Genomic DNA, 25,402 nt, shown 5'->3' with positions numbered 1-25,402 from the left:
TCCACTGTATTTTCCAAGTTAAATAGCGCAAATGGCTAATAGCCTCTTGAATTTAGCCTTGCTAGCCTATATTCCCTTTTTTGCCAGTATTTTGGTGTAAAAATGTACAACATCATACTTTGGTGGTACTTTTTGGGGGAAGGCATTTAACTTGGGAGGACTTATCATGATGGATGAACCTCGATTATCCGCGGAGGAGCTTGCTTGTTTTAGTGAACTTTTTTCGCCGACTCGTGTGGGCACTGCCTTGACCAACGATCCCCTAGTCAATCATGTACTCACAGTCACAACTGAAGTGCCGCAAGTTATCGCTTCGATTTTGGGTAAGGCAAAACTCACGTTATTGGCCGAAGTCGGGCCCTATAAACTCTGGTTTCCGCTACTGATGAAAGTGGATGACTTTGGACAGTTTCAACCTACTTTAGGTGTGCCTGAAGTGCTCGATGCCTCGGGAGTGGAACGCAGTTGGCGGTTAACCCAAGCCGATGACGTGTGGATATTCGACCACGACCAAGGTGAGCAATGGTCTGTTGTCTCGTTATCCAGTTCTGGTATGGCTATTCGCGCTAAATCACAGCAGCAATTTAAGCAATTGCTAGGCAGTAAAGAGCTGCAATTACAATTGCCTAATGGCGAGACTTTACGTATCGATATTGAGCCTATCCGTAGTGAGAAAGGTTTGGCCTTTGTTAAGTTTCAGGCCGAAACCGAAGAACGTGAAGCGTTACGTCAATTCTTATTTAGTCGTCACCGCTCTCAGCATGCTCAACTCTATCGAGACTTACGCTATACCCAAGCAACCTGAAGATACGAGTTTCAGAGCGCCTAGGCTGCTTCAATTCAAGGCGCATCAATGACAGAATGTCGGCCACCTTTTGAATTGATGCAACACGGAAGTGAAGCACCCTAGGCGCTCCGTCCCGGCGGGTTTTAACGCACTTTATGCTGCGTTGGTTATTTTTAACTTAGCCCGCTAGGTCTGCAAATAACCGCCTTGCCTAAAGTGCGTTAAACTCCCGCTGAATCCTGCATCTTCAGGTTGTTTGGGTATAGTACCCTGCATTGCAACAGTTTTCGGCCTTGTGTTAGTTTACCTGTTATCTAGAAATCTCAGTTCTGCAACTCGAATGTGAAATCCACGGATTTAAAAACTGTCATTTGCGATTGCAGTGCTTTTCCCCGATTGTTACCTGCCAATCTGTCGCCCGATGGATTAGAATGGCATTGAATTCAACACATCAGAGCGAGCGGTATGCACGTACATATTTTAGGAATTTGTGGAACCTTCATGGGTGGTCTAGCGTTATTGGCTAGGGCAAAAGGGCACAGAGTGACGGGCTCGGATGCCAATGTCTATCCTCCAATGAGCACGCAACTAGAGGACCAAGGCATTGAGCTTATTCAAGGTTTTGATCCCAGCCAGCTGGGTGAAGCAGGGCATTATCCTGACTTAGTTGTCATTGGTAATGCCATGAGCCGTGGTAATCCTTGCGTGGAAGCCGTGTTGAACATTGGCATCCCTTATACCTCTGGCCCGCAGTTTTTAGCCGATCATATTTTGCCTGAGCGTTGGGTACTGGCAGTGTCTGGTACTCACGGTAAAACCTCGACTTCTAGTATGTTAGCTTGGATTTTAGAGGATTGCGGTTATGAGCCAGGGTTCTTAATCGGTGGCGTACCGCAAAACTTTGGTGTGTCGGCGCGTTTAGGCAAGACGGCTTTTTTTGTGGTTGAGGCCGATGAATACGACAGTGCCTTCTTCGATAAACGTTCGAAATTCGTGCATTATCATCCACGTACCTTAGTGATCAACAATCTTGAGTTCGATCATGCCGATATTTTTGCCGATCTGGCTGCGATTCAAAAACAGTTTAATCATTTAGTTCGCACTGTACCTGGCGAAGGAAAGATCGTTTGGCCCGCCGATTCCCATGCTGTTAAGCAGACGATTGATATGGGGTGCTGGAGCGAGCAAGAAACCTATCATTTAGCCGAATCGACCAGCGGTTGGTATGGCAAAGCCTTAAGTGATGATTGCCATCGCTTTGAAGTGTTTTTTGATGGCAAGTCCCAAGGCATTCTCGAATGGGATTTGATTGGTCAGCACAATATTGAAAATGCCATGATGGCCATTGCAGCCGCGCGTCACGTGGGCGTTAAGCCGAGCGCTGCAATTGAAGCCTTAGCTAAGTTTATGCCACCTAAACGTCGACTCGAATTACTCGGAATCGTTAACGGCGTGAGCGTTTACGATGACTTTGCCCACCATCCAACGGCCATTGCGACCACGTTAAAAGGCATGCGGGCTAAGGTCGGCCAGAGCAAGATTACTGTGGTACTCGAGCCGCGCTCAAATACCATGAAGAGCGGTGTCCATAAAGACACTTTAGCTTTTTCTATGATGCAAGCCGACGAAGCCTTTTTATATCAAGCCGATACCATCGACTGGAATATGAAAGAAGCCATGGAAGCGGCGGTGATACCTGTGACTGTGTTACATCAAATTGATGATGTGGTCGCCAAAGTAACGGCAACGGCCAAAGCGGGCGACACCATAGTGGTGATGAGTAACGGCGGTTTTGGCGGTTTACATAAGAAGCTGCTGGCCGCATTAGAGCTGCGTTCAACTGTAGAGCAGGTTTAAGATGAGCTACACAAAGTCGACAAAGGCGATTAGCTTAGCTTGGACAGGTGCCTCGGGTGCACCTTATGGGCTTAAGTTACTCGAGTGTCTATTGGTATCGGGTTATCAAGTGTTTTTGATGATCTCCAGTGCCGCTCGGGTAGTATTAGCGACTGAACACGGTTTGCAGTTAAGCGCCAACAGCGACAAAGCCCATGCCCAGCTGTTGGCTTTGCTGCACGAAAAAGGCGTGATTATCACTGGCGAGTTAGTGGTGTTAGGCAAAGATGAGTGGTTTTCACCGCCCGCATCGGGCAGCGCCGCACCTAAACAGATGGTGATTTGCCCTTGCTCGACGGGGACGTTAGCGGCTGTGGCTACCGGAATGAGTAATAATTTACTCGAACGCGCCGCCGATGTGGTGATTAAAGAGCGCGGCCAACTTATCCTAGTGCCGAGGGAAACTCCTTTTAGTGCCATACACTTAGAGCATATGTTGAGCCTTTCTCGCCTCGGCGCGACCATTATGCCCGCCGCCCCCGGTTTTTATCACAATCCCAAATCGGTTGAAGATCTGGTAGACTTTATGGTCGCTCGAATTCTCGATCATTTGGGCGTTGACCATGCATTAACGAGTCGCTGGGGTTATGACAAACAGTCTAACCGCGACCTCGACAATTGAGACTTATATGAAACACACCACCGAAGTGATGATCTCTGCGGAAGAGATAAGCCAGAAATTGGATCAAATGGCCGAGCTAATCAATGCCCATTATGCCCACAGCGAACGTCTGCTGATGGTAGGCTTGTTAAAAGGCTCAGTGGTCTTTATGGCTGACCTGTGTCGCCGAATTAAAGGCCATGTTGAAATCGATTTTATGTCGGTTTCCAGTTATGGCAATGCTATGACCAGCTCACGGGATGTGAAAGTGCTGAAAGATGTGCAATCAGATATCGCCGGTCGCGATGTATTGATTGTGGAAGACTTGATTGACTCAGGTAACACCTTAAGCAAAGTGCGCGAGATGCTGTTACTGCGCGAGCCTAAGAGCCTTGCACTGTGCACCCTGCTGGATAAACCTGAACGTCGTGAAGTGGATGTGAAGGTCGATTTTATCGGTTTCACTATCCCTGATGAGTTTATCGTGGGTTATGGTATTGATTATGCAGAGCAATATCGCAATCTGCCTTACATCGCGAAAGTCGTGCCACTCGATTAAGTGTCCGATATCGTTTAAAACTCCCGCAACAGGCGGGAGTTTTGCTTTTTACGGTTATATAAAAAATAGTATAAATAATTGAACCATTAAAGATTGGTTTTTCAATTGATTAGCTAATTTTTTGCTTTAGTTCTGCAACCCATCATTGTAATTGTGTTTTTTAGCACCATCTTATTACTTCCTAATGTGTAAGGATCGGTACAAATATGGCGAATATTACCCATGCTCTGGTACTCGAAGGGCTTAAAAAAACCTATAAAGGCGGTGTCGAAGCGGTCAAAGGCATCAGCCTCACCGTCAATCAAGGGGATTTCTTTGCCTTGCTCGGCCCCAATGGTGCGGGTAAATCCACCACGATTGGTATTATCAGCTCCTTAGTGCAGAAGAGTTCAGGTTCGGTCAAAGTCTTTGATTATGATATTGATAAGCAGCTAGAACACGCCAAGCTCTGCATTGGTTTAGTGCCGCAAGAGTTTAACTTCAACCAGTTTGAAACTGTGCTGCAAATCGTGGTGAATCAAGCGGGTTACTATGGTGTGCCAAAACCGGTTGCCCTTGAGCGTGCCAAAAAATATTTAAGCCAACTGGATTTGTGGGAAAAGCGCAATAGCCCTTCGCGGGAATTATCTGGTGGCATGAAGCGACGGTTAATGATTGCTCGCGCCCTGATGCACGAACCTAAATTATTGATTTTAGATGAACCTACCGCAGGTGTGGATATTGAACTACGCCGCTCTATGTGGGAGTTTCTCAAACAAATTAATCAGCAGGGCGTGACGATCATCCTAACGACCCATTACCTCGAAGAAGCGGAAATGCTTTGCCGTAATATCGGCATTATTGATAAAGGTATTTTAGTGGAATGCACTAGCATGAAGGCGCTACTGAGTAAGCTGAATATGGAGACGTTTATTCTTGATTTGCGTAGGGATACAGCTACTGCACCCGTACTCGATGGCATGACTTGCCGCTTAACCGACCCTCATACTTTAGAGGTGGATGTGGTGAAAGAGCATAATCTCAACGATGTCTTTAGCCAATTAAGTGCGGCCAATATAGAAGTGCTATCGATGCGCAACAAGTCTAATCGCTTAGAAGAACTCTTCGTCGAACTCGTGAAGAAAACTCAGGGAGTCTCTGCATGAACCAGCTCTACTTTATCGCCTTTAAAAGCATCTTAAGCAAAGAAATCAATCGTTTTACGCGAATTTGGATCCAGACCTTAGTCCCGCCAGCGATTACCATGACCTTGTATTTTTTGATTTTTGGTAACTTAGTCGGCAGCCGGATTGGAGAAATGGGCGGCGTATCTTATATGGAGTTTATCGCCCCTGGTTTGATCATGATGTCGGTGATCACTAACTCTTACTCGAATGTCGCTAGCTCATTTTACAGTGCCAAGTTTCAACGTAATTTAGAAGAGTTGATGGTGGCACCAGTGCCCCATTATGTGCTGATTGCTGGCTACGTAGGTGGCGGCGTGGCGCGCGGTTTGTGTGTTGGCCTGATAGTGACGTTAGTGGCCATGTTCTTTGTCGACATTAGCTTACATCATGCAGGTTTAGTGGTGATGACAGTGTTTTTAACTTCAGTGTTATTTTCATTGGGTGGCTTAATTAACGCTGTTTTTGCTAAAAGCTTCGACGACATTAGTATCATCCCCACCTTTGTGCTTACCCCATTAACTTACCTTGGCGGCGTATTTTACTCCCTGTCACTCTTGCCCCCTTTCTGGCAAGGCGTGTCGGCACTCAACCCTGTGGTCTATATGATCAACGTGTTCCGCTATGGCTTTTTAGGCTTCGCCGACATCAGCGTGCCACTATCCATTGCCATTATGATCGGTTTCTGTGTCGCCCTGTGGACCTTAGCGTATTACTTAGTCTCGCGCGGAATAGGGTTACGTTCGTAACTGCTTAAAAATCAAGGTTGAGATTTTGAAGGGCATAAATTGTTATGCCCTTTTTTATACGTAAATTTTGGTTTAGGCATTATTTTGCTTCATTTGTTATAGGAACTTGTTAAGGTAAATCTATAACTCGGCTCGTCATTTTTAAGGATAAAAGTATGAGAAATACTTTATACATACTCGTTGTGAGTTGTTTATTTGGCTGTAATAATGCAAAAAATGAAACGGTAGCCACTGACAACCTTTCAGATAACAGTGCTAAGGTTGCAGCTTCACCCGCACAAGATCTTGCGTTAAATCTACAGCAAAAAGTAGCTTCAGCACCCAAAGGTGCTAATTCATCTACAGAGAAAAATAAATTGTATCGTTATCAATTTAATGGCCGTCAGTTTACTGTCTTAACAGAACAGTTAGTCAAAGGAACTGTGGTTTACGATACCCAAATGTCTGTATTTGGAAAGATAAAAGGCTCGTTGGTACTTGTTACTCAGTTGCCATTATCAACCTTCTCCTCAGGCTTTAGCATTGATAACATTGCTGATAATACCTATCGACTGATCCCACTCGATAGCCGTATTTTATTGCTTGATGTGCTTAAGCATCTACAGGAGTTTGGTCAGGTTGAGCTGGAAGTTGATTATAGTCCAATGGATAAAGTCCCCACTATTTAGAGAGTTAGGTCGCAGATAATAAAAAAGCCGCAAATTGCGGCTTTTAAATTTTGGTTATCTTATTATTTACGGCGGCGTAGTGCAGCCAAAGGTAACAAGATGAATGATAGCCAACCTAAACTACCACCAGAAGATTTACTCGGTGTTTCGACTGGAATGTCATTTACTTTTATTGACACGGTACTTACCACGTCGTCCATTCCATCATTTACTGTCAAGGCAAACGTGAGTGTTTCAGTTGCACTGACTTGCGGTGCCGTGAAGCTCAACGAAGCCGAATTTGCACCGGTTAATGTTACTGTATTTCCTGACGTTTGAGCCCAAGAGTAAGTAAGTACATCACTGGAGTCAGCATCAACTGCTACAGCGTTTATGCTAACTGCTTCACCTTCTTTAACTTCGGTTGCACTAGGGGTTAAATTAACGGTTGGAAGACTATTATTGTTTACGGTGATTGACACCGTACTTACAACATCGTCAGTACCATCATTCACGGTTAGTGTAAATTCTAATACCTCAGAGGAATCCAACAGTGGTGCGGTTACACTTAATGATGCAGTGGTTTCACCTGTCAGTGTCGCTGCAGTACCTGAGGTTTGAGCCCAAGAGTAAGTAAGTGTATCACTAGTATCTGCATCAACTGCTGTTGCATTGATACTCATTGAGCCACCCTCTTTAACTTCTGTAGCGCTAGGAGTCAAAGTGACGCTTGGACGATTATTATCATTTACTTTGATAGATACAGTGCTAACAACATCCGCTGTACCATCATTCACTGTTAGCATGAACTCTAAAACCTCATTGGCTTCAACACTTGGTGCATTGAAACTTAAGAAGGCGGTATTGGCTCCTGTCAGCGTAGCAGTCGTTCCTGCGGTTTGTGTCCAAGTATAAGTGAGGACATCATTGGCGTTAGCATCAATTGCTGTTGCATTAATGTTAACAGTCTCACCTTCTTTTACTTCTGATGCACTTGTAGCTAAAACTACATTAGGTACGCGGTTATCACAGGCATTGAGATCGCCCGCAGTTTGTTCATTAAACACACTCGTTACAATATTTGAGAAGGTAATGTTATCGACAATCCAACCAAATTCATTCGAGTTAGTATCTGAAACAATACGGAAGCGGAAACGAACTTCGTTACCATTTAATTTAGTACCGAAGTTCACTGTTTCATTCGCGCCTGGGAACGCCATGAAGCCAGTAAAGGTTTGACGTCCAGGAAGTAGATCTTCGAGTACACCTGTATAGCCAGCACCTTCAAATACGCCACCAACTTGTGTTACATCCGCCCAATCGCCTCCATTGATACTGATTTCTACCACACCGCCATCATAGTTTTCTTCAATTTCAAAGTATTGGAACCAGCTAATTTTAAAGTCGCCACCATAGCCAACAGTTACAGGCTTAGTCTCGTAAGCAACGTCTGAAGCAAAACCGTTGTTGGCGATACGAAGGTATTGAGTGTCAACAGGGAAGTAGTCTACATAATCGCTTTCAAGTTTCGCAGTGCCTTTGGCCATATCACCACCGCTGATGACATGCTCTTTAAAATCGACTAACCCTGCCTGATTTTCCATATCACTTATAGACATATTGCTAACAGGGGCTTTATCTTTGAAGTCCATGTTAACTGTAGTCGTAAAGCTATACTCATCAGCCTCAGTTCCTTCATCTAACGATGGGAACGTCAGTTTTAATACTACGCTATCTGCAGTTGCAGCCTCATTGAGCGTCAGTTCAATAGGAATACTCGTCGCTTCCGCAAATAAGTCAAGAGAACCAAATGTGACTTTGCCATCATTTGCAAAGGTAATATTTTGGCCACTTGTAACCTCAACCTTACCTTCTAGTCCTTCAAATGTTTTGCTGCCTCGGTTAGTTATTGTGAAGCTAACCGTTCCTGTCTCACCTTTATCAAGAATGCCATCTTTACTGCAATAACCTACTGTCAAGCCTTCGTAATCGGCATTGACTGTGTGATTGCTAACCCCAAAACTAGATAGTTCAGCTTTATAAGATTCTACAACACCTTGATGTTTGGCATCGTAGCGAGCGGGTGAAACAGCACCAAGACCCATACCACGACGAGCAAAGGCTTTAACGAAAAGCTCATAGTCTTTCGGTTCATTTGCGTAGGCAGCGGCAAGTAAGGCGTCACGAGCCTCGGTATAAGTTGGCGCAATTGGTGTCATCTTATAAGCGGCAACGAGGTAGTTCATCATCATGCTTCGAGCTTCTGCAAAGCTATAACGTTCGTCGTTGATTAATGAAACATAACAGTCCCAAAGCATTGCGGCCCAAGGTTCACCTGCATCATGGACTTCAGCATTACCATTGACATCAGCTCCAGTTCCTTTGCCAAGTTCAACATTACCGAAGGTTAGTGGGTTGACTTCCATATCAGTACTATAAGGGTAGTTACGTATGCCGTTAAAGAAGGATGCAACATAAGTAATTGCAGCATAAGGTTTTTGGAATAACTCGTTGCCAGGGATCAGTGCATCATTTTCTTCAGAAATCACTAACAATGCATGGAAATCTCCCCAGCCTTCGCCCATCGAACGGCCTTGTTGGTTGATTAGACCTGATGAGTTACCTACTAAACGGTTACTGATGTAGTGCCCCCATTCGTGGGCAACAATCGCATTATCCCAAGAGCTATCTTTAAATGGCTTAGTATTGAACATGGTGACTGTGACGGGTTTAGTCGCATCGAGTTGCGCATAAATCAATGCGCCATCATTTTTTGATAAACCAATACTAGGGATTTTAACTGTATCATCGGTGCCACCCATAGGTGCTGGTTCTACAGTGCCAGAGTTATTCGCAATAAGCACACCAATAGCACCTGCTTGCTGAGCAAACTTAGCTTTAACGGTAAATCCACAGACACCACGATCGATAATGGCAATTTTTCCAGCTAATTCAGCAGTATTTGTTGGTGCACTACAACCATCGTTAACAGGAGCTACTCCGTCAACTAAACGAACCACATCGCCACTGATTTCAAATTGACCTTGTCCAAAGCTGGCGCGTTGTGTTGAATCGAGCAAACCGATAGCAGCATCAGAGGTCACTGTAACGCCATAGTCTTCCCCGTTCACGGCATCTTTGCTATCCCAGAGATACATTTGCATTCTAGGTGATCGGCCATCAGCAGGTGTACTCATGTTGGCATTATTAAAGCCTGAGTTGTCTTGAACTTCAGCCCTAATCGCATCACCTTCTTCGCCGCCACGACCATAGTTTTGAGCTTGAGCGTTACCCGCTGCTTCATCAAAACCGTGATCATAAAACAAATCATGTAGATAGTTGTTCATGTAGAACAAGTTAACGATCGATGCCTTACGGTTATTAACTGAGCTTTCAGCTTGAGTTGTATTGTATTTGTAGTCGAAGGTTTTATCGCTGGTGATCTCAGCTGTAAAGTCGCCGTTGGTAAAGCCATCTGGAGCAAGGGCGTCCACGTAAGCAAATACGTTATTACCAGAGGTTGTTGTAGCATCTTCTGCTAACCAAGGGTCCATTGTGCTGATAGGGCCTGAAGTGATAGTAACCATAGGAGCATCTAAATATTCAGTCGCATCGACTTGGTCTTTGCTCTCAGCTGGGACAACATTACCATGAGGCCCATCCCATGGAATACCTTGTTCGTCAGCGTATATACGGTAATTGAATGCAGCTTCCTGTGCGGTAAGATTATGTTTAAATAAAACTTTGTTATCTACATCACTAATGACAAAAGAATAGAATTCAGAATCCACACTTTCATTGTCGGCGACTTCAATTTCGACATAATGCGCAGGAACAAGTGAGCCCTTTAATTCAAAAAATACCGGTTTAGCTCTAGGTTCCTCCTTAAGCATTTTTGAACTATTAGACGCGGCTACATTAAAGGACTGATATTTACCAATCTTAGACGTCGCACTGATGCTCACATCGGCAACGCCCATTGCTCTTGATGCTGCTTGTACTGCATTTTCGGGATCATTGAAATCTGTTTTTATACCTTTCAATTCAGTGACATTTGCAGTGCTTGTGGGTGATAAGCTGCCAGAAGTTGCAACTAAATTAAATTCACGATCCATTAAAACATTGAAACTGCTATTGAATACCTCAACTCCTTGATATTCTTGTTGATATTTTGCAATCATAGCGCCACGACCAGTATCGTGTAGGCTTGCTAATATTGGCTTCAAATTGGTGTTTTTACTTGTCGATAATCCGGTGACTTGATTGAGGTAAAAATCTGCAGCAAATGCGAGTTTGTACTTAGCATCTAATGCACCCATATCTGGGGTTCTTTGACCAGATTTCGCCCATTGGAAAGTCGCAGTGCCAGTTTGGACATCATACTGATCTTTCATACCGCTGACTGAGTTAGCGGCCTGAGTTTGTTGACTGTTGGTCAGGTTATTTGAGATTTGGTTGATACGGAGTGTATTGTTGTCTGCATTGGCGGCAGCTGAAAGCAGCGCCGCTGATATGGCGATCGATAGTTTTGTCTTCACAACTTCTTCCTTGTCAATTAATGCTTTCAGCACTATAGGGAACGTGCATTCAGCTTGATTGTTATAGTTATGCTGCAATCTTTGATTTTAGCAATGAAGTTGTAACACAATTTTATCACCCAGTTAACACTTTTGGTTGAAAAAAGACCTGTGTCACATTTTATGGGTCGGCACATTATTTATGGTGAATTTACTGTTTTTCCTGTTTAAGGCTTAACCGCTCTGACTATTGGATTTTGTAGGCTGATTAAGGTTTCTGTTGACTGGATTTCATCGATAGATTGAATGCGATTGATGAGTACATGCTGTAAACCATCGATGGATTGGCACATTACCTTTACGAAAATACTGTAGTTGCCTGTGGTGTAATAGGCTTCGACGACTTCTTCGAGTGCATTGAGTTTGGCTATGGCGGCAGGATAATCACCAGCACTTTTAAGATTGATACCGATAAAACAGCAGACGTCATAACCTAAGGCTTTAGGATTTACTGTGATCTGCGCGCCTGTGATTATCCCCGCTTGCTTCATTTTTTCTACCCGAACATGGATAGTGCCGGCGCTCACGCTAAAGCGTTTAGCTAGCTCAGCAAAGGGCGTGCGGGCATCCTGCATTAAGGCTTCGAGGATATGATTATCGAGTTGATCGCGCTGAAATGCGGTATCCATAAATAAATTCTCTATAACGTAATGAATTGTCATAAAGTTACGTTTTTTTATGGGGAATTGCTACCGATTTTGCCCGTCTTAGTTGATTTTAGTGATCATTGTTCGCCCAAAGGCTCACAAAAAGGCACTTCTGCGCTAAAAGTCATACTGACACCCGTGTAGGGATGTTTGATGGTGAGTTCTGCCGCATGCAGTAATAGGCGAGGGGCTAAGGATTTGGCTAATGGGTCGGCGTAAAAACCATCGCCTAAGATCGGATGACCGAGCGCCATCATATGTACCCGTAATTGGTGTGAGCGGCCAGTGATTGGCGTGAGTTTCACCAGCGTTGAGCGTTTGGCACGACTTATTACTTGGTAGTGAGTTAAAGACGGTTTGCCCACAAGATGATCGACTTTCTGTTTGGGGCGATTTGGCCAGTCGCAGATCAGAGGATAATCAACGCTACCCGTGTCATTTTTAACATGGCCAGCGACCCTTGCAAAGTAGGTCTTGCTGGTTTCTCTGTCGTGGAACTGACGTTTTAATTCACGTTCGGCGCTACGAATAAGGGCGACAACGATTACGCCTGAGGTCGCCATATCGAGGCGGTGGACGATTTGGCTATGGGGATGTTCAGCTTTTACCCGAGCATAGACACTGTCGTAATGGGCGGGGGAGCGACCGGGCACAGACAACAATCCCGAAGGTTTGTTTATGACGATAATGTCTTTATCTTGATAAAGAATATCGAGCCAAGGAGTTGTCGGTGGTTGGTAAATAAAATCAGTCATAATGAGGCCTATTCGTCAATGCGCCGCAAAGATACTCTGCTAGGCTTGAGGGTGCAAGTGCGACGCCCAAAGATTGCCTGTGGCATGAACCTTTCTGAGATGACTAAAGCATCGAAGTAAAGCACATTAGTTGATGATTTGCTGATAGAGCTGGATTTGAGTTCTTGCTATAATTACGCTCTTTTTTGTTAACGACCCTGTTGAGCCTTTGAAGCCATGAGCCAGCCAGAGATATACACTCCCGAGAATCTTTCTCACGTCCATAACCGCCTTGAGTTATTGGCGCCTGCAAAAAATGCTGACTACGGTATAGAAGCCATACGCCATGGTGCCGATGCGGTATACATAGGGGGGCCCGCATTCGGTGCGCGGGCAACGGCAGGTAACAGTGTTGAAGATATCGCGCGCCTGTGTACTTATGCTCATCAATATCATGCTCAGGTATTCGTCGCCCTCAATACCATTTTGATGGATAACGAACTGGCCGACGCCGAAAAACTCATTTGGCAATTGTACGAAGCCGGTGCCGATGCGCTGATTGTGCAGGACATGGGTGTGTTGCAACTCAATTTGCCGCCGATTGCCCTGCATGCCAGTACTCAAATGGATAACCGCAGTCCAGAAAAAGTGGCGTTTTTAGAGCAAGTTGGTTTTTCACAGGTGGTGCTCGCCCGTGAATTAGGCTTGAGCCAAATCCGTGATGTGGCCGCGCATACTAATATGCAGCTCGAATTCTTTATCCACGGCGCTCTGTGTGTGGCTTACAGTGGTTTGTGTAACTTGAGTCATTCCTTTAGTAACCGCAGTGCTAACCGCGGTGAATGCTCGCAAATGTGCCGTCTGCCGGGCAATCTTAAAACCCGTCAAGGCGATGTGTTAGCGCAGAATGAACATTTATTGTCTTTAAAAGACAATAACCAAACCGAAAACCTTGAAGCGCTCATCGATGCGGGCATTCGCTCGTTTAAGATTGAAGGTCGCTTAAAAGATTTAAGTTACGTTAAAAATGTCACCGCGCATTATCGCCAAAAGCTGGATGCGATTATGGCGCGTCGCCCTGAGTTTAAGGCTTCGTCCCACGGCCGCTGTGAACATTCTTTTATCCCCGATCCTGAAAAGACTTTTAACCGTGGCAGCACAGATTACTTTGTTAACGAACGTAGCCAAGGCATTAAAGATTTCCGCTCGCCAAAATATATCGGTGAAGAAGTCGGTAAAGTGGTCAGCATAGGCAAAGACTTTATCCAAGTGAGCTCAACCCATGAGTTTAATAACGGCGATGGCTTAGCGTTTTTCCCTGCGAATTTTGCCATGGCTAAACAATCCGATGACAAGCTGCAAGGCCTGCGAGTTAACCGCGCCGAAGGCTTAAAGCTGCATATTTTGCAGGTGCCAAAGGATTTAAAAGTCGGCATGACTTTGTACCGTAACCATAACCAAGCCTTCGAAGCCCTGTTATCGAAAGAATCGTCTAAGCGGATTATCGGCGTCGATTTACGGTTGAGCGACACCGAAGACGGACTGGCGCTGACCTTGACTGATATCTATGGCCTAAGCGCTACAGTGAATTTAACGGTCGAGAAGACACCTGCGACAGATGTCGACAAGACCCTACAAAATACCCGTACTCAGCTGGGTAAGCTCGGCAGTACTGACTTTGTTGCCCGTAGCATTAGTATCGATACGGCCCAAGCTTGGTTCTTGCCTGCATCTGTACTCAATGGTCTGCGCCGTGATGGTGTGGCCGCCTTAGAGGCTGCTCGTGTGCAAGGCTATGTGCGTCCACTGCCGTGGAAGCATAATCAAGATGCAGTCTATCCCGTCAAGCATTTGAGTTACTTAGGCAACGTTGCCAACGAAAAGGCCAAGGATTTTTATCAACGCCACGGCGTAATTGAGATCCAAGACACCTATGAGAAAAATGGCGTCACCGAAGACGTGCCATTGATGATCACTAAGCATTGTCTGCGCTTTAACTTTAATTTGTGTCCGAAGGAAGTACCAGGCATCAAGGCCGATCCTATGGTGCTTGAAATCGGTAACGATGTGCTCAAGCTGGTCTTTGACTGTCCTAAATGCGAAATGATGGTGGTCGGTGAAAACCGTCAAGTGCGAGGCCAGAAACACCTTTAACATCTGTCATTTGGAGCATTGCAGAGTGTAATGCTCCTCACACTCATTCAGCCTGCATCCGCGCGCTTAATTTGTCTACCTATATCTATGTTACCCTCACCATAGCTACTCCCATATTTTCATCAAAGCCCAATATTGCACATTCGGTTATCAGCAGATATCTTATTGAAAATAATATCAATAATAAGGGATGTTAAAATGGGACTGTTAGACGGTTTACTCGGTAATGCTGCTGAGGTTGATTTACAGGAATTAGCCGAAGAATTAAGGCCTATTATGGGCATTCAAGAAGAATTAAAACTCGCCTACAAAGTGATCCGCGATTTGTTTATTTTCACCAATAAACGTTTGATCTTAATTGATAAGCAGGGGCTTACTGGCAAGAAGGTCACCTACCATTCCATACCGTATAAATCCATTACCCATTTTGAAGTGGAAACCACTGGCCATTTTGATTTAGATGCTGAGCTCAAAATCTGGATCTCAGGCCAGAGTGAGCCTTTAGTCAAAGAGCTTAAACGTGGTACGGATGTCGTTGGTATTCAAAAGACTATCGCCACTTTTGCACTTTAGTTTTAAGTGTTACTACTTAGATTTCCATTACTTCTATCGAGCTGGCGATTAAGGTAAGTAAGACAAATAAGGTAAGCCAAGTTAAATCAGGGCTTACCGCATTATCTATACTACCCTTCATATCTATTGGTACTGACATTATCCATATCAACTTGATTAATTTAACAATATCGCATTCGTGCTGGTGGTGTGCTCTATCGGCTCTCCTGCCATAGTGTAGGTTTCTGAGAGCTTGAGCTTACCTTGCTCATCATATTGATTGTGGATACCGACCCAGAATTGTTCTTCTCCTTGGATCTGTAAATTACCTTCTTCGGCAATGTGGCTATTGGGATGATAGCGCTTCATTGCATAAAGCTTACTTTCGTCGTCAAATTTTAAGTGGTAAGACAATATCGGCTCTTTGGCGTCGACATCCGCTGCGGCTTGAGCTTGTGCTTGTTTCGCTGTGGCATCGGCATTGGGGCTGTGATACTTGTTGCGGGACAAATATGCGCTATTGCTACTATGGCTAGCACTGTGTTTACTGTTATCTGAACGCTGGTTTAGCCCGTCATTTTCCCAATCAGCACGATCATAATCAAAGTCATCACCCTCGTCTTCGCTTGCATCATAGTCACTGATATCACAGTCATCATAGCCATAATGACGGGGCTCTGCGTCTTCCCATTCTGCTTCGTTATCTTCTTGAGTCGATAGATACTGATTAAAATCAAAGTAGTGACGGCTTTCTATAAGCTGGCCTTCTTCATCTAGCCAGACTTCGCGATACACTTGTCCTTGGGGCGTAAACCGTTGCCAATGGCCGACATCGAGGTAACGGCCATCGATAATTTGAATTGTGCCAGTTTCTAGAATTAAACCTTGAGGGGACAAGGATTTAGAGCTAAATAAATCCCCTTGAGTTCGTGTGAGCAACCAGCGAATGGCGCCATCTTCATAGTATTCGATGCGAGTATCGGCAATACCTTCTTGATAGTATTCCCTTTGATTATTCTCAAGATGATAGCCACAGCGGGTATTTGAGTGACTTTGATAGGATTCGAGAACCCCTTTTTTGTTATAAAAACTGGATTCTCTGAGGTAGCCTTGGCCGTCGCGCACTTCATACTCAGAGATAGTGCGTATCGTGCCATCTTGGTAAAACCAGCGGGCAGTGCCATCACGGTTGCCTTGGGTGTGCGGTAAATACATTTGAACTTGCTGGTTTTCGTAATATTCGATAAAGGGGGCTACCGAGAGGTTATTTTTATATTGGCCTTCAGCCGAGAGCACGCCACTTTTGTAGTAGCTTTTAAACAGGCCTTCCCTGAGTCCTTTCTCTAGGTACATTTCGAGAGACAGTTGGCCATTGTCATGATACCAGTAGGCCATGCCTTGCTCTTTACCCTGTTCAAATGGGATTTTTGCCTCAAGCTGGCCATTGGCGTACCATTTTTCACGATTTCCCTGTGCGAGACCGTTGTCGAAGTTAAGTTGTAATGCGAGCTGTCCATTAGGGTGCCATTCTTGGCGAATACCATAGATAAGCCCCTGCGGATTAAATTGCTCACGCCATGACAATTGACCATTTTCAAAAAAGGTTTCAAAGCTCTTGCCCGCGTCATTGACGAGTATTTTTTGTTTGAGCTGGCCATTAGGATGAAACCATACCTCTTTAACTAAGTTGCCATGCTCGTGACTCAGTTCGGCCTGAAGGGCGCCACATTCATAGTACATATATTCAATGCCGTGGATTTTATTCGCCAGCATAGGTCGAGTCAGCCAGCATTTGCCTGACTCATAATAGCGACTCAAGGTATTGACGTAGTTGCCATCACGATCAAGTTCAGCATCCTCTCTGACTTGCCCATTACTGTAATAGCGTTTGACTAATATGCCGCTCGTACTGCGTTCTTCACTCTGGGTTATGTTGCCCTCATGATCATACCAAGCTTGCTGTCCAAGTTGTTGATCATTAATAAAGTTACCTTCAAATAACAAGGTCCCCAGAGCGTCGAACTGGCGGGAAACGCCATGACGTTCACCAAAGTAGTTTGAGTCAACGGCTTCTGTGAGATTGGGCGTTTGGGTGACAATTCTGAGCATACCCGCGCCGTCTTCAGAATCGAGTTGATGATAAGTGCGATGTAGTTGGCCAGTTAAGCTGGCGTAATCTTGAATGTCGCCTTGTACTTTATAGTCTGCATCGAGCGTAAAGTGGCTTATTAACAGAGCCTCTCGATTGTTAAGTTCAGCCTGCCATAATGTGGTTTCCTGGTGGTTCTTTTGAGCTGTGATACTGCAGACTTTTTCTGTGCCGAGCCAAAAATGTTGCTCTGGAAACGGGAGTTGATTGCCCATTTCGAGGCGGTCAAATTCGGTATGATGAAATTCGCAGCATTCATTAGCATTTTCCCAGCCTAAGAGTTCTATTGCTTGGGGCGCATCGTAGTGATAGAGAGTTAAGTTGTGGTCGGCATTTTCTTCACAAGCGGTCGCGTCTGCCTTTGTCGCATAGATTTTTAAGCTGAAGTGACGCTGGAATAGCGGTACAGCGACTGACGGCGCCTGAGTTAGCGCTTGTTCTTGGCAGGCTACAGGTGATTCAGTTTGAAGCTGAATGTCTTTTGGATCGCGGCTAGTTTGGCTTGAGGGGAATAACTTGGCTTTGAGTGCGCGAAACAACGACATCAGGGGAAATCTCCATATCCATATGTAAAACAATAAGCTTATCTGATGGATACTCATGGCCCTTGAGTATTTCAGTGCGCATATCATAGCGGTTAATGGTTTCGTTTCTCAATGTTTGATTGTTAAAAATACTGTTTAATCAGCAGAGAGAGCGAATAAAAGCAGAGGAATAAACACAAAATGCTTGATAACTTTTTTGCAAAATTACCCACAGATTTATCGGCGGAAGTGTTTGAAAAACTGGCGGGTAATGACTCTGTGACCATAGAGCGCATCGTTTCTAATGGGCAAGCTACGCCTGACGGTCAATGGTACGATCAAACTCAGCATGAATGGGTGATGTTACTTAAAGGGGAGGCGACGCTTGAATTTGAACAAGGTGAACCCGTGACGCTAACCCCAGGTGATTACTTAACGATTGTGCCCCATCAAAAACACCGCGTCGCTTCGACTTCTAAAAGTTCAGAAACCCTATGGCTCGCGGTATTTTACGATTGATGAGGGCAATCGCGTTAACACCGCCGACTAACGATTCTGCCATAGCCAACTGGGCGTATTGAGCAAGTCTTGGCCTTGGATCTGCGTTTGTCCTAAGGTCTTGTCTAAGGCCAAGGTATTGCAGTGTTCAAATTGGCTTAAGGCATTGATAAGCCGATTGGCGTGGGATACCACCCACAGCTGACACTCCTCTGATACCTTAGCAATTAAGCGTGCCAGCGCGGGCAATAAATCTGGATGCAGACTGGTTTCTGGCTCATTTAACACCATAAGCTCTGGCGGTCTTGGGGTCAGTAGGGCGGCGATTAACAGCAAATAACGCAGGGTGCCGTCCGACAATTCACTGGCATTGAGTGGCCTTAATAAACCATGCTGATGAAATGCGAGCACTAAAATGCCGCCCTCTTGAGGCTCGATTCGAACCTTAGCACCGGGAAACGCATCGCTGACCGCATGATCGAAAGCGGTTTTATCACCAATCTCAAAAATGGTTTGAATTGCCGAGGCTAAATCACGGCCATCGTGGTGCAATACTGGTGTGGCCGTGCCTAATTGTGGGCGCCGTGCAGGGGCTTCGGCATCGGTTCTGAAGTGATCGTAAAAGCGCCATGCGCGAATACTATCACGAAGCTTGAGCACTTCTGGGCAGCGCTCTGGATCGGCAAGTTCGGTAAAAATACTGTCGCCAGTTTGCAGGTGGGCGCCTAATGTTATCCAGCCTTGCCCATCAGTGCTGCGGGTTTTCACCATAGGACCACGGCGCTCAACTAACACAGTGGAGGGGCGATACTTAGGTCCGCTCCAAATGGCTTCGCGCTTGATTTGTGGATCTAAGCCAAACAGCGTAGTGGCGTCGGGTTTAGGTAAACCGAGTTCAATAAGGTAGCTAAAATCTTCGCCAGCAAACCCAAGCTTTAGGCGTTTTGGCGCTTGCCTGACGGTGGCTTCAATGGCGGTGTCGCCTGCTAACATGCCTTTGGTGAAGTTTTCTGGCCCCGCCCAAAAGCTGGAGTCGAGTCCGCCTTCTTGGGCTAAGGCGTTGACGACGCCGCCTTGCGCCGTTTGTGCCAGTAAACGTAGCGCCTTGTATAGATTCGATTTACCACTGCCATTTGCCCCTGTGATTAAATTGAGTTGCCCTAGGGGCAAGACGATTTCACGCAGAGAGCGATAATTAAAAATGGCGAGTGTGGTCAGCATAGAATATCCAAGACTGAAGCGGGCAGATAAGCCAGTAAAATTATCGACAACGTAAATTAAACAGAGCGATAAAACAATGGCGTTTACACTAGTACTTTATTGAGCACGCGTTGCCAGTTGCCACCCATGAAACGGTCGCGATCGGTAGCTTTAAAGCGCGCCTTGGCTAAGGCATCATCGATACGGCTCATGCGATCGATATGATTTAGCTCGGGGATCACGACATGCCTTGGCTCTGCATCGAAACCTAGCACGCCTTTCGCCCTTAAGCTGTACCACCATTCTTGATATTCTTTAATGCCTTGGGCGTTGTCATTATTAAGAGCGAGCAAGTTTTCTTGGCCGCGCAGTGGGAAGTCATTGGCGATTGCCACACTATCTACACCGCCGACGCGCGATACGTATTCCAACTGGCGAATATAGTCATCGATCGTAGGCACGGCATTATTGGTAAGCCAGAAGCTCATCATAAATACGCCGAATACGCCGCCGCTATCGCCGATGGCGCGGATCACTTCATCGGGGGAACAACGGGCATGGTTTACTATGCCGCGCGCCGCGCCGTGACTCTGCACTATGGGAGATTTCGTGATTTTTGCGACATCTAAAGCAGTTTGAGCGCTGGAGTGACTCACATCGACCAAGATATTGGCGTGATTGAGTTTGGCGATAAGTTCGCGTCCGTGGGCGGTGAGCGGCCGATTGAGTCCGCCGTTGGCATCATTGTCTAACGCACCACCAGCGAAGGTGTTGCCATAGTGGTGGGTGAGCTGCAATACGCGCAGCCCTTGTTGATGAAACTCATCCACCCGTGCCCACTGGTTAGCTTCACTGTCTGCTTCGACACAATCTGCGCCTTGGATTTGAAAAAACACCGCAGTGCGCTGGCTGTCGCGAGCACGTTGAATATCTCGTCCACTCAGGCCTTGCAACAAAATGTCAGGATGTTCGCTTACCCGTTTTGCAGCCTGCTTGATACTTTCCATACAGGCTTTATAGGTGCGTTTGTAGTTTTGAGTGCCATCGGCTTGTTCTATAGTCTCAATCGCCGAAATATCGCAAAGATAGGCATCGAGTTTAGCGGCGGTTACATCACTTAAGTCATCGGGTAGGAAGGATAAACCATCGACATATATCCGCCTCTGTGCGGCGGCAAAGCTAGGTAAACTGACGAGTGGGCTTAACAGGGTTGCTGCGCCAAGACCTTTAAGGAGTGTACGACGGTAGTGATTGACTGCCTTGATGGGCATGCTCGATTCCTATCAATAACGCAAATGTAACTTCTTTATACCTTTTTAGGGCGTAGAAGTCTTTGATTAAATCCCTTTTTTGGCCTTTGCCCCTAGGCTGGAGTGATGATGATTTATTGTTGCAGAGCTGTGTTCATTATCGTTTGTGCCAGTACTTTTGCCAGTAAATGAAACCCTAAGGTTATGATTATCGAGTGGCTTCAAGCATGGCTTTGGCGAGAGAGTTAAGGCCGTTGGTGCGTGATGGGCTGAGCTGACCTTCTAGTCCCAATTGTTTGAAGTAAGCTGCAGGATCAAATGCTTGGATCTCAGCGCGACTTTTGCCATGGCAGGCGCCAAGTAATAAGCCAATTAATCCCTTGACGATGCGGGCATCGCTGTCGGCTAAATAATAGTGTTTACCAGCCTGTTCGAGGTGATAAATCCACGCATCACTTTCACAACCTTTTACTTGAGCGGCTTCGACGCGAAGTTCTGGGCTTAAACTCGGTAAGTCTTTCCCTAACAACATAATTTGGCGATATCTTTCCTGCCAGTTTGCTGCCTTGGTAAAGCGCGCCAGCAAGGTCTCGGCATCTTGCACTGAATAGTGAAAGTCGGCCTCATTTGGCATAGGGCTAGTTGAATCTGTCATAGGGCTAAATCCTGTCTCACTTATTTGAGCGTAACTTGTCTTGAGCGTAACTTATCTGGGACGTAACTTATTTTGAGCACATGAGTCGCGTGGTTCAGTGGCTAAAGACTGGATCACAGCAGCAAGTCTTTTACCGAGACCAACGCGGCAACAAAACGGTCGATATCGTCTTTATTGCTGTAGATACCGATAGAGGCGCGGCAACAGCCCTTAAGATTCAAACTCTGCATTAATGGCATGGCACAATGATGGCCGCAGCGCACGGCAACCCCTTGTTGGTCCAGCAAAATCCCCACATCTTGATGATGTTCATCGGCAAGATTAAAGGCGACGACACCGATATTGTCATCAAAGGCGCCGTATAAATGCACTTCGCCGAGCGCGCGCAATTGGCTTTGTAAATAGTTAACTAATTCAGCTTCATAAGCTTGAACTTGCGGCGTGAGCTCGGTTTGTAAAAATGTAATGGCCGCGCCCAAACCTATGACTTCGGCAATTGGCGGCGTGCCCGCTTCTAAGCGATTCGGTAGGCTGCCAAATTCTGTCGCTTCAAAACTCACGCGTTTAATCATCTCACCGCCAGTTAATAGTGGCGCGAGAGTATCTAACAGGTCGAAACGGCCGTAAAGCACGCCAACGCCAGTGGGACCATACATTTTATGCCCAGAGAAGACATAAAAATCACATCCTATTTCAGTCACATCCAGCGTTAAATGCGCCACTGCCTGCGCGCCATCAACTAAGATTATTGCGCCTTGGGCTTTTGCTAGCTGAACTAACTGAGCCACGGGATTAACTGTGCCTAGGGCGTTGGACACATGGCATAGGGCGACAATTTTTGGCTTTAACTCGAGCAAGGTTTTATAGGCGCTGACATCTAAGCGGCAAGCTTGATCGAGAGGGATAGGCTTAATCACTGCCCCCGTGCGTTTGGCCAGTTCCTGCCAAGGTACGATATTGGCATGGTGGGCGGCGGCGTCGATTAATATCACATCACCTGCGCTTACGTGTGCAGTGAGTCCAAAGGCGACTAAGTTGATTGATTCTGTGGTGCCGTGGCTAAAGATGATTTCTTCACGGCGTTCGGCCTTTAAAAATTGCTGCAGTTGATCGCGCACTTTTTCATAACTTAAGGTCGAGCGCGCCGATAACTGGTGCGCCGCGCGGTGCACATTGGCATTGTCGTTAGCGTAAAACTGCGCCATGGCATCTAACACCATTTGCGGTTTCTGGCTGGTGGCTGCGGTGTCGAGATAACACAAGGGATAGCCATCAAGCAGTTGATGTAACGCTGGGAATTGTGACCTAATTTTAGCATTGTGCTGCTCTGCTTCTAATGAACAAAGAACAGCTGTGGCATCAGGCGAGGCACTTGCCGAATGATGTGAGGTAACAGTATTCGTCGCTGTGTGAGTCACAGTATTTGGCGTAGGCGATGCTGGTTGAGTCATAGATGAGGCTAAAGGCAATGAAAAAGGCCAAGGGATCTTCTGTGATCTGCCATGTTAATGCAAGTTTTAGCGGTTTGTTGAGGCGTTGACATTGGAAGGCGGTATTGAGTGTCTAATTTCACCAAGGTTTGTTCAAACTTATGCCCTCTGGTATTTCGTGTGCCTTAAATGGGTTTTGACTTTCTAACGTATCATCGAGCTTAGCTATGATGCGATTTTTCTAATGTTTCAGTTTTTCTTTTAAATTCAGCTAATACTTTAGGCTCAATTCAACCACCCAAAGTGAAAACTGCGACTATTCTAAATGGGACGTCCTTTGATATCGGTGTTTGTTGGAGACCCGTTTTATGGTGCAGTTTTTAAAAGATTTACGGATTAAACATAAGATGATCGCCCTCGTTGGGGTGATGTTAGTGCTGATCCTGATTCTGTCTGGTTTTAGTCTGTTGAAGATGCAGCGAGTTTCTGAGGAAATCCAAGGCATTGCAAAGGAAAATATTCCACTAGTGAGATTATCAACCGACGTCACCATTAAGCAGCTCGAAAGCTCAGTCATTTTAGAAAAAGCGTTTCGTGCGGCGGATATTGAAGCCGCATCGAGTCAGCCCATTTTAGCGGCGTTTATTGCGGATGTTATTCAGCATAAAGAAGACATTAATAAGGAGTTACTCTCGACTCAGTCTATGCTCAATGCGGCATTAAAAGAGGCTAAAAATCCGCTATTACATGAAAAAACGCAGCAGTTAAATCAAGATATTGGCACGATTATTCAACGTTTTGGTGATTATGAGGCTTTACTTGCCACTGTCATCACTGGAATCCAGCAAAAAGAAGAACCAGCCGCCTTAGCTAAGCGGGTTGAATCCTTAGAGGTCACGCAAAACGAGTTTAATACTGAGCTAAGTCAGTTCGTTGAGCGTTTAGAGCAAATGACTCAAACCGCGGTTTCTGTGACTAAGGATGAAGAGCTTAGGGCTATTTATGGCTTAACGATTATTTCTATCGTGTCTTTAGTCATAGGCCTATTGATTGGCATTGCTTGCAGTCAATACATGGTCAAATCTATCAATCGGTTACGTAATTCTGCCGCTAAGATGGAACAGGGTAACTTTAACCAAGAGCTGCGCGTCGATTCTAAGGATGAACTGGGCGAACTCACCGTCAGTATGAATCAAATGGCGTGGACCTTAAGTAAAACTGTCGGCCAAGTGATTGCTCGAAGTGAAGAAATTGCCTCTATGGTGACCGAGCTTAATGCGGTGGCCGAGAACAATCGTGAGGCCATGTTGAGGCAGCAGGATAATACCGATCAAGTCGCCGCCTCTATGACCCAAATGGCGGCAACGATCACTGAAGTGGCGAGCAGTGCCGAAACCGCTTCGTACTCAGCGGGACAAGCCGAGCATAAGGTGAAAGAAAGTTGCGAGGTTGTCGATGCGAGCGAAAAAATTTCCAAACAGTTAGTCGCCAGCGCCCAGTATTCGAATCAACTTATTCAACAGGTTCAAGCGAGTACCGGAAAAATCCTCAACTTTGTTTCTGTGGTCGATGCGATAGCGGGGCAGACGAACTTGTTGGCCTTGAATGCATCGATTGAAGCGGCGCGGGCGGGAGATCAAGGACGTGGGTTTGCTGTGGTCGCCGAAGAAGTGCGGGCGCTGGCAACTCGTAGCCAAACCGCCACGCAGGAGATCAGCGATCTTATCCAAACACTCGTGAAAGATGCTAAGTCCTCAGTCGAATCCTTCGCTAATAACGACAAGCAAATCAGTGAGTCGTCACTGCTCGTTAATCAAGCCAAGCAGCACCTATTTGAGATTTTAGATGCCTTAACTGAATTGACTCAGGCCAATTCTCAAGTCGCGACCGCAAGCGAGCAGCAAGCCGTCACCGCCGAGGATATTAGCGAGCGGATTAATGCGATTCGAGATTCAGGGGAATTGGTACTTGGCAGCGCCAATGAAACGGCAAAAGCCAGTGAGTCATTGTCTCAGCAGGCCAACTCATTAAGGGAAACCATGCAGCAGTTTAAGGTACGCGCTGTTTAGTCATATAATATAAAAAGGTAATTCTCTTAATCCTAATTCTCTTTCTTATATTGGAGAGTTAATGTGAGTTATCTTCACCGAATTCGATACCTATCCCATCTTCTTTGGCGTACAAGGCTTTGATCGCGGTAATTGGCACAATGACTTCTGTGCTTATTTTATCAAAGGTTGCATGAAATTTGAGCGTATTGTTTTGATAGTGGGCTCCCCTTATCGCTGCAGTGTGTATGCTCAGTGTTATTTCATCTTTTACATGATCTATTTTCGATTCAGGTACCGAAACAGCATAATGATTTGTATCGATAATAATATAAGGCGTTTTGCTAGCTTTAATGATATCAGAATAAATTTGATAGAATTTTCTGGCATTATCAGTACTTTCTAACATATCTCTCATTCGGTATAAGTTAAGGCGTGTTGACCAGGGAAAGAATCGATTCCGTTTATAAAAAATAATTATGAACGGCAGTATTAACAAGGTGATTAAAATTAGTTCCATTAAATTTTATCCTGCATTTTTCGCTTTTATGTTCACAGTGAGATATTCCTTTACTGTTTTTG

At 45.6% G+C, this 25,402-nt stretch carries 20 protein-coding genes; 11 read left to right on the top strand and 9 right to left on the bottom strand.

What is annotated here, in order from left to right; genetic code table 11:
- The first annotated feature begins 166 nt into the window (after positions 1-166).
- The 7 genes from Q4Q57_RS12105 (at position 167) to Q4Q57_RS12075 (ending at position 6,423) form a co-directional block, all read left to right on the top strand.
- The gene (locus Q4Q57_RS12105; protein WP_107949065.1) at positions 167-805 is read left to right on the top strand and encodes a hypothetical protein; all 639 of its coding nucleotides are present in this window, start codon (positions 167-169) and stop codon (positions 803-805) included.
- A gap of 447 nt (positions 806-1,252) precedes the next feature.
- Entirely contained in the window at positions 1,253-2,644 is a 1,392-nt protein-coding gene (gene mpl, locus Q4Q57_RS12100; protein WP_311890960.1) for a UDP-N-acetylmuramate:L-alanyl-gamma-D-glutamyl-meso-diaminopimelate ligase, read from the top strand.
- Between the two features lies 1 nt (position 2,645).
- Positions 2,646-3,305: a flavin prenyltransferase UbiX gene (locus Q4Q57_RS12095; protein WP_006080284.1), complete on the top strand. Its 660-nt coding sequence runs from the start codon at positions 2,646-2,648 to the stop codon at positions 3,303-3,305.
- Positions 3,306-3,312: 7 nt separating this feature from the next.
- The gene (gene hpt / locus Q4Q57_RS12090) at positions 3,313-3,843 is read left to right on the top strand and encodes a hypoxanthine phosphoribosyltransferase (RefSeq protein WP_011845844.1); all 531 of its coding nucleotides are present in this window, start codon (positions 3,313-3,315) and stop codon (positions 3,841-3,843) included.
- A gap of 206 nt (positions 3,844-4,049) precedes the next feature.
- Positions 4,050-4,988 carry an ABC transporter ATP-binding protein gene (locus tag Q4Q57_RS12085; protein WP_311890959.1) on the top strand — a complete coding sequence of 313 codons (939 nt, stop codon included), beginning with the start codon at positions 4,050-4,052 and terminating at the stop codon, positions 4,986-4,988.
- Complete coding sequence (locus Q4Q57_RS12080) at positions 4,985-5,755, top strand: ABC transporter permease (protein ID WP_006080287.1); 771 nt, start codon at positions 4,985-4,987, stop codon at positions 5,753-5,755. The genes Q4Q57_RS12085 and Q4Q57_RS12080 overlap by 4 nt, the downstream gene beginning before the upstream one ends.
- A gap of 155 nt (positions 5,756-5,910) precedes the next feature.
- Positions 5,911-6,423 (top strand): hypothetical protein, encoded by a 513-nt coding sequence (locus Q4Q57_RS12075; RefSeq protein WP_311890958.1) that lies wholly within the window; start codon positions 5,911-5,913, stop codon positions 6,421-6,423.
- Between the two features lie 62 nt (positions 6,424-6,485).
- On the opposite strand, the gene Q4Q57_RS12070 is transcribed toward Q4Q57_RS12075, so the two are convergent.
- The 3 genes from Q4Q57_RS12070 to rluA all read right to left on the bottom strand — a co-directional run bounded on the left by Q4Q57_RS12070 (position 6,486) and on the right by rluA (position 12,381).
- Positions 6,486-10,940 (bottom strand): rhombosortase-dependent M36 family metallopeptidase, encoded by a 4,455-nt coding sequence (locus Q4Q57_RS12070; protein ID WP_311890957.1) that lies wholly within the window; start codon positions 10,938-10,940, stop codon positions 6,486-6,488.
- Positions 10,941-11,146: 206 nt separating this feature from the next.
- Positions 11,147-11,608: a transcriptional regulator AsnC gene (asnC, locus tag Q4Q57_RS12065; protein ID WP_006080290.1), complete on the bottom strand. Its 462-nt coding sequence runs from the start codon at positions 11,606-11,608 to the stop codon at positions 11,147-11,149.
- 95 nt (positions 11,609-11,703) lie between these two features.
- Positions 11,704-12,381, bottom strand: coding sequence for a bifunctional tRNA pseudouridine(32) synthase/23S rRNA pseudouridine(746) synthase RluA (rluA, locus tag Q4Q57_RS12060; RefSeq protein ID WP_012588501.1), 678 nt, complete (start codon positions 12,379-12,381; stop codon positions 11,704-11,706).
- A 216-nt stretch (positions 12,382-12,597) separates the two neighbouring features.
- On the opposite strand from rluA, the gene Q4Q57_RS12055 reads away from it, so the two are divergent.
- Together Q4Q57_RS12055 and Q4Q57_RS12050 are read left to right on the top strand one after the other, a co-directional pair.
- Complete coding sequence (locus Q4Q57_RS12055) at positions 12,598-14,514, top strand: peptidase U32 family protein (RefSeq protein ID WP_106651557.1); 1,917 nt, start codon at positions 12,598-12,600, stop codon at positions 14,512-14,514.
- Positions 14,515-14,712: 198 nt separating this feature from the next.
- A complete protein-coding gene (locus Q4Q57_RS12050; RefSeq protein WP_106651556.1) occupies positions 14,713-15,087 on the top strand; it encodes a PH domain-containing protein in 375 nt (124 codons plus the stop codon).
- A 156-nt stretch (positions 15,088-15,243) separates the two neighbouring features.
- Here the strand turns inward: Q4Q57_RS12050 and Q4Q57_RS12045 are convergent, their stop codons facing one another.
- On the bottom strand, positions 15,244-17,760 hold the full coding sequence (locus tag Q4Q57_RS12045) for a toxin-antitoxin system YwqK family antitoxin (RefSeq protein ID WP_311890956.1): 2,517 nt from the start codon (positions 17,758-17,760) through the stop codon (positions 15,244-15,246).
- 180 nt (positions 17,761-17,940) lie between these two features.
- Between Q4Q57_RS12045 and Q4Q57_RS12040 the strand changes: the two genes are divergently transcribed.
- Positions 17,941-18,258: a cupin domain-containing protein gene (locus Q4Q57_RS12040; protein ID WP_107949049.1), complete on the top strand. Its 318-nt coding sequence runs from the start codon at positions 17,941-17,943 to the stop codon at positions 18,256-18,258.
- Positions 18,259-18,285: 27 nt separating this feature from the next.
- Here Q4Q57_RS12040 and Q4Q57_RS12035 read toward each other — a convergent pair whose 3' ends face one another.
- From Q4Q57_RS12035 to Q4Q57_RS12020, 4 genes are all read right to left on the bottom strand, one after another.
- On the bottom strand, positions 18,286-19,458 hold the full coding sequence (locus tag Q4Q57_RS12035; protein WP_311890955.1) for an AAA family ATPase: 1,173 nt from the start codon (positions 19,456-19,458) through the stop codon (positions 18,286-18,288).
- An 83-nt stretch (positions 19,459-19,541) separates the two neighbouring features.
- Entirely contained in the window at positions 19,542-20,708 is a 1,167-nt protein-coding gene (locus tag Q4Q57_RS12030; RefSeq protein WP_311890954.1) for a membrane dipeptidase, read from the bottom strand.
- A 187-nt stretch (positions 20,709-20,895) separates the two neighbouring features.
- Positions 20,896-21,342 carry a SufE family protein gene (locus Q4Q57_RS12025; protein ID WP_106651552.1) on the bottom strand — a complete coding sequence of 149 codons (447 nt, stop codon included), beginning with the start codon at positions 21,340-21,342 and terminating at the stop codon, positions 20,896-20,898.
- A 113-nt stretch (positions 21,343-21,455) separates the two neighbouring features.
- Positions 21,456-22,793 (bottom strand): cysteine desulfurase, encoded by a 1,338-nt coding sequence (locus Q4Q57_RS12020; protein ID WP_107949044.1) that lies wholly within the window; start codon positions 22,791-22,793, stop codon positions 21,456-21,458.
- A gap of 347 nt (positions 22,794-23,140) precedes the next feature.
- Here Q4Q57_RS12020 and Q4Q57_RS12015 point away from each other — a divergent pair, with 347 nt between their 5' ends.
- The gene (locus tag Q4Q57_RS12015; RefSeq protein WP_107949042.1) at positions 23,141-24,841 is read left to right on the top strand and encodes a methyl-accepting chemotaxis protein; all 1,701 of its coding nucleotides are present in this window, start codon (positions 23,141-23,143) and stop codon (positions 24,839-24,841) included.
- 58 nt (positions 24,842-24,899) lie between these two features.
- Here the strand turns inward: Q4Q57_RS12015 and Q4Q57_RS12010 are convergent, their stop codons facing one another.
- A complete protein-coding gene (locus Q4Q57_RS12010; protein WP_159075007.1) occupies positions 24,900-25,229 on the bottom strand; it encodes a ClpXP protease specificity-enhancing factor SspB in 330 nt (109 codons plus the stop codon).
- Positions 25,230-25,402: the final 173 nt, after the last annotated feature.

This window comes from Shewanella sp. SP2S2-6 (genome assembly GCF_031931965.1).
Taxonomy (GTDB): Bacteria; Pseudomonadota; Gammaproteobacteria; order Enterobacterales; family Shewanellaceae; genus Shewanella; species Shewanella baltica.
Note: the sequence above shows the minus strand (reverse complement) of the source record. Positions and strands in the feature narration are given on the sequence as shown.

Coding starts and splice junctions, on each gene's coding strand:
- Q4Q57_RS12105 (WP_107949065.1), top strand. CDS start 167: ATGATGGATGAACCTCGATTATCCGCGGAGGAGCTTGCTTGTTTTAGT.
- mpl (WP_311890960.1), top strand. CDS start 1,253: ATGCACGTACATATTTTAGGAATTTGTGGAACCTTCATGGGTGGTCTA.
- Q4Q57_RS12095 (WP_006080284.1), top strand. CDS start 2,646: ATGAGCTACACAAAGTCGACAAAGGCGATTAGCTTAGCTTGGACAGGT.
- hpt (WP_011845844.1), top strand. CDS start 3,313: ATGAAACACACCACCGAAGTGATGATCTCTGCGGAAGAGATAAGCCAG.
- Q4Q57_RS12085 (WP_311890959.1), top strand. CDS start 4,050: ATGGCGAATATTACCCATGCTCTGGTACTCGAAGGGCTTAAAAAAACC.
- Q4Q57_RS12080 (WP_006080287.1), top strand. CDS start 4,985: ATGAACCAGCTCTACTTTATCGCCTTTAAAAGCATCTTAAGCAAAGAA.
- Q4Q57_RS12075 (WP_311890958.1), top strand. CDS start 5,911: ATGAGAAATACTTTATACATACTCGTTGTGAGTTGTTTATTTGGCTGT.
- asnC (WP_006080290.1), bottom strand. CDS start 11,608: ATGGATACCGCATTTCAGCGCGATCAACTCGATAATCATATCCTCGAA.
- rluA (WP_012588501.1), bottom strand. CDS start 12,381: ATGACTGATTTTATTTACCAACCACCGACAACTCCTTGGCTCGATATT.
- Q4Q57_RS12055 (WP_106651557.1), top strand. CDS start 12,598: ATGAGCCAGCCAGAGATATACACTCCCGAGAATCTTTCTCACGTCCAT.
- Q4Q57_RS12050 (WP_106651556.1), top strand. CDS start 14,713: ATGGGACTGTTAGACGGTTTACTCGGTAATGCTGCTGAGGTTGATTTA.
- Q4Q57_RS12045 (WP_311890956.1), bottom strand. CDS start 17,760: ATGTCGTTGTTTCGCGCACTCAAAGCCAAGTTATTCCCCTCAAGCCAA.
- Q4Q57_RS12040 (WP_107949049.1), top strand. CDS start 17,941: ATGCTTGATAACTTTTTTGCAAAATTACCCACAGATTTATCGGCGGAA.
- Q4Q57_RS12035 (WP_311890955.1), bottom strand. CDS start 19,458: ATGCTGACCACACTCGCCATTTTTAATTATCGCTCTCTGCGTGAAATC.
- Q4Q57_RS12030 (WP_311890954.1), bottom strand. CDS start 20,708: ATGCCCATCAAGGCAGTCAATCACTACCGTCGTACACTCCTTAAAGGT.
- Q4Q57_RS12025 (WP_106651552.1), bottom strand. CDS start 21,342: ATGACAGATTCAACTAGCCCTATGCCAAATGAGGCCGACTTTCACTAT.
- Q4Q57_RS12020 (WP_107949044.1), bottom strand. CDS start 22,793: ATGACTCAACCAGCATCGCCTACGCCAAATACTGTGACTCACACAGCG.
- Q4Q57_RS12015 (WP_107949042.1), top strand. CDS start 23,141: ATGGTGCAGTTTTTAAAAGATTTACGGATTAAACATAAGATGATCGCC.
- Q4Q57_RS12010 (WP_159075007.1), bottom strand. CDS start 25,229: ATGTTAGAAAGTACTGATAATGCCAGAAAATTCTATCAAATTTATTCT.